Annotated in this window: 2 protein-coding genes; one reads left to right on the top strand and one right to left on the bottom strand. The window is 65.4% G+C overall.

Annotation, left to right across the window (positions count from 1 at the left end):
* The first annotated feature begins 691 nt into the window (after window positions 1-691).
* Window positions 692-1,585 carry a factor-independent urate hydroxylase gene (pucL, locus tag DD1DGNOD_RS09660; protein ID WP_131769942.1) on the top strand — a complete coding sequence of 298 codons (894 nt, stop codon included), beginning with the start codon at window positions 692-694 and terminating at the stop codon, window positions 1,583-1,585.
* 152 nt (window positions 1,586-1,737) lie between these two features.
* On the opposite strand, the gene DD1DGNOD_RS09655 is transcribed toward pucL, so the two are convergent.
* Window positions 1,738-2,031: SAM hydroxide adenosyltransferase (locus DD1DGNOD_RS09655; RefSeq protein WP_165036561.1), on the bottom strand; the 294-nt coding region annotated here is incomplete at its 5' end.

Genomic DNA, 2,031 nt, shown 5'->3' with positions numbered 1-2,031 from the left:
AACACGAGGTCAGGGCGATACAGGCGAGTATCGCCGCGCCGACGGTCGATATGAGCGGTCGATGCGAGGTGGATACGCCCCTCAGGCGGAGCCCCCATACCTCGTGAGGTCCCCGAAGATCTACCCAGCCAAAGGAAGCGCGATTGTATCGCTTTCCGCGTGCCCGGAGACCCCGGGCATCCATCCGTCCAAAGGGCGCCCGGTCACAGCCCTTATCGCGCGCCCGGGGGCCTTGCGGATCGGACGATACCTGACCGGCCGCGGAACGAGAGGCCGGGGTGCGGCGGACCGGGACGCGAACCCGCCCCATTGGCCGACCCGTCTTGAGTGACTCCCACTCATTCACAGCCGGACCGTACCCAGTGGCCGGACCGATGACGCATTGATCATTGAAATGGCCGGTGTCAAACGGACGACGATAACCATTGGTACAACGCTCGAATGCGGAGAGTAGCCTTCCCCGCGAGTACTTCATAGCCCCTCCCTCATCAGCCCATCCGACGCTTGAGTGCTTTCAAAGGTTGCGTCCGGTCGACGACCGATTTGGACGACCGGGGCAGGACACGTCCCATCCGTGTCGGGAAGTCACGATCAGTTACCCGAACGGAGCGCGGGTAACGTCACCTCGGGCGGGCGCACCGGCCGACAGTCCGGCCCGAAAAAGGTTCCGATCCCCAACCGCGGAGGCGCGATGGCAATCGTTCTCGGTCGCAACCAGTACGGAAAGGCGGAAGTCAGGCTCGTCCACGTAGACCGTTCGACACCGGTTCACCGGATCAGGGACATCAGCGTCTCGTCGGCGTTGTGGGGCGACTTCACCGGCGCGCACGTCGACGGGGACAACAGCCACATACTGACGACCGACGCCCAGAAGAACACCGTCTACGCCTTCGCCCGCCAGCACGGTATCGGCGAGATCGAGGAGTTCGGCCTGCGGCTCGCCCGGCACTTCGCCGGATCCGGTCCGTGGGTCACCGGCGCGCGGGTGGAGATCGAGGAATACGGCTGGCAACGGATCGAGGTCGGCGGCGGAGGGCACGAACACGCATTCTCCCGCACCGGCTGCGAATACCGGACGACGGCGGTGACTTTCGACCGGGACACACCGCACGTTGTTTCCGGGATAGCCGGCCTGATCGTACTGAAGTCGACCGGATCGGAATTCCGGGGATTCATACGGGACAGGTATACCACACTGGCCGAAACGGACGACCGCATCCTGGCGACCGAGATCACCGCCCGCTGGCGGTACACGAACGCCGACGTCGGATTCGACAGACTCTTCCCGAGCATCCGGGCGACACTGCTCGAGACGTTCGCCCAGGTACACAGCAGCGCGCTGCAGCAGACACTGTACGCCATGGGCCGGGAGGTCCTCACCGCGCACACCGAAGTGGCCGAAATCCGGATGTCCATGCCGAACAAGCACCACTTCCCGGTCGATCTGACGCCCTTCGGGCTGGATAATCCCAACATTGTCTTTCATGCGGCCGACCGGCCGTACGGGAAGATCGAGGGAATTGTGCTGCGCGACGACGCACCCCTGCAGGGATCGGCCTGGCTGGCGATTCCGGGCTTCTGCTGACCCGGGAATCCGCCCGACCGGAACCCGCCCGGCCGCGCCCGGAATCTCCTGCCCCAGCGGTCGGCACGACGAAGCGAATGAATCGAGCGAAGAAAGCGAAGAGAACGAAGAAAGCTGATGTAGACGGAACAGGTGGCGCGGGCGTGGGAGGTTCAGGAGGGCGACGGGCGCACCGCCGCCAGCCGGAGAAGATCCCCGGCCGTGACCGCCAGGCGCTCGGCGGCGCTGCCCCTGTTGACCGCGAGCGCCACCAGGCCCGCAGCATCGACGTAGACGACGAGCTCACCTGGAGCCACCGAGGAGAAGGTGACCCCGAACAGGACTGTGGTCACCAAGGCACCCACGGCGATCCGGACCATGCGGCCGGGCCGCATCCCGGCCGAAGCCAGCAGGGCCGTATCCGCGGCCAACTGGACATTGCCATAGGTGTCGACGGTGAGCACCTC

The organism is Candidatus Protofrankia californiensis (assembly GCF_900634765.1).
Taxonomy (GTDB): Bacteria; Actinomycetota; Actinomycetes; order Frankiales; family Frankiaceae; genus Protofrankia; species Protofrankia californiensis.
This window is presented reverse-complemented; position numbering and strand designations above follow the sequence as displayed.

Coding starts and splice junctions, on each gene's coding strand:
- pucL (WP_131769942.1), top strand. CDS start 692: ATGGCAATCGTTCTCGGTCGCAACCAGTACGGAAAGGCGGAAGTCAGG.